This is a genomic window from Pseudomonas sp. P4_C3 (genome assembly GCF_056402075.1).
Genome location: NZ_JBFUIC010000552.1, coordinates 1 through 1,826 on the forward strand (window position 1 = coordinate 1; position 1,826 = coordinate 1,826).

Annotated in this window: 2 protein-coding genes and 1 pseudogene; 1 reads left to right on the top strand and 2 read right to left on the bottom strand. The window is 54.4% G+C overall.

Annotated features, from left to right (window positions below; genetic code table 11):
* Window positions 1-364: VOC family protein (locus AC1DVH_RS30515; protein ID WP_477756931.1), on the bottom strand; the 364-nt coding region annotated here is incomplete at its 3' end.
* 206 nt (window positions 365-570) lie between these two features.
* On the opposite strand from AC1DVH_RS30515, the gene AC1DVH_RS30520 reads away from it, so the two are divergent.
* A complete protein-coding gene (locus AC1DVH_RS30520) occupies window positions 571-1,449 on the top strand; it encodes a LysR family transcriptional regulator (RefSeq protein ID WP_477756932.1) in 879 nt (292 codons plus the stop codon).
* Between the two features lie 54 nt (window positions 1,450-1,503).
* Here the strand turns inward: AC1DVH_RS30520 and AC1DVH_RS30525 are convergent.
* A pseudogene (locus tag AC1DVH_RS30525) lies at window positions 1,504-1,611 on the bottom strand (transcriptional regulator); the annotation flags it as partial.
* Between the last annotated feature and the right edge of the window lie 215 nt (window positions 1,612-1,826).

Here is a 1,826-nt window from a genome sequence, read left to right on the forward strand (position 1 = left end):
GGTCGAACAAGAACATGGTGGCTTGCTCGCCGACCTGCCCTTTGAAACGAATGTAGGGTTCGATCACAAACTCCGTGCCGAAAGACTTCAAGCGCTCGGCCAGCGCCTCCCATTCTTCCCAGCCCAGGATGATGCCGAAGTGCGGAACAGGTACGTCGTGGCCGTCTACCGGGTTGCTATGGACGCTTTCCTGGGAAGCGGTTTTTGGGTGTTCGTGAATAACCAGTTGGTGGCCATAAAAGTTGAAGTCGACCCACTGGTTGCTGGAACGACCTTCTTCCAGCCCGAACACTTCGCCGTAAAATGTGCGTGCGCCAGCGAGGTTGTAAACGGGGATTGCGAGGTGGAAAGGCGAGAGGCTCATCAGAACTCCAATACAGTTTTTTTGTTGGTGAAGGACGGAGCGTATGAAGGCTGGCCGTTGGTTTTTCGCGACGCTTCAAGTTCCGCCGTCCCACCGACATCGGCTGATAGGCTCGGGCAGTTGCCGGGGGATGGGCACATCGTAGGGCGGCCAACCAAGTAAAAAAATCAATATAATTTTCTTAGAAACACAATTAATATTTGTGAATGATTAAAGAACTCAAAACACTCATCGCCGTTGCACGGGAAGGTACGTTTGCCGCTGCCGGGAATAAAATCGGCCTCACCCAAGCAGCGGTGAGCGCCCAGATTCAGCGTCTGGAGGCCGAGCTCGGCTTTGAGATATTCGACAGGAAGGGACGCTCAGCCCACCTAAACAGGATGGGCCATCAAATACTCCTGCAAGCGCAAGAGCTGCTTCGGCTTTACGACAATCTGGGCTCCACCACGGTCGGACTTCCTGCGAGCGTTCTGGTGAACATCGGTGCTATCGCTTCCGTACAGCGCTCCTATCTTCCAGATGCACTAGCCAAGTTTCACCAACAATGCCCGCAATGCCGAAGCCGCGTAATCCCGGGGCTATCGATGGAGTTGGTCAACCTCGTGGATGCCGGCGAAATCGACATGGCGGCAATTATTCGCCCGCCCTTCTCGCTTCAAAGCGATCTACGCTGGACGACCTTGGCGCTTGAGCCCTACCGGCTGATCGTTCCGCGCGACGTGCCGGGAGAAGATTGGTCAGAACTACTTTCAAGCCAACCATTCATTCGGTACGACCGATCATCCTTCGGGGGCAGGCAGGTGGATCGCTTCCTTCGGCACATGCATTTCACCTTGCGGGAGGTTTGCGAGCTGGATGAACTAGAGGCGATCATCAAGCTAGTGGCCAATGGCGTTGGTGTAGCGCTGGTGCCGCAGACAGCAACCCATCAGGAATGGCCCGTAGGTGTACGAGCGCTCGATCTCGGACAGCACACCTTCCACCGTGATATCGGGCTCGTGCACAGATCTAGACAGAGCTTTACCGAACCGGTGCGGATACTTGCCCAGCTTATAAGTGATCAAGTAAAGATTGGCTCCGAATAAATTCCGAGCAATAAAAAGGGCCCGCGAGGGCCCTAGTTTGTACTCAATCCAAAATCACTTGCTCAGCCAGGACTCAACAGTCGCGGAGCCGTGTTCTGCTTTCCACTCTTTCAGCGTTTTGTGATTGCCGCCTTTGGTTTCTACCACTTCGCCGGTGTTAGGTTTTTATAGACCCTCACTTGCAGCAGATTACGAGTGCCGACGCTATAGGGTTAGGGCCGAGTGAAACGCTCCATGCTCCCCAGTGAATGCTGAGCATTCAAGGTAGCTGATAAAGCCGAGTGCGCACCGTGACTCTATCTCCCACCCTCAGTTAGCCCTCCTGCTACGCTGACTTCTTTCACGGAGGAATCACGATGTCGAACGCAGACCTACTC

Bases quoted from the DNA above. Each gene is read 5' to 3' on its own strand.
- AC1DVH_RS30520 (WP_477756932.1), top strand. From the start codon at position 571: ATGATTAAAGAACTCAAAACACTCATCGCCGTTGCACGGGAAGGTACG.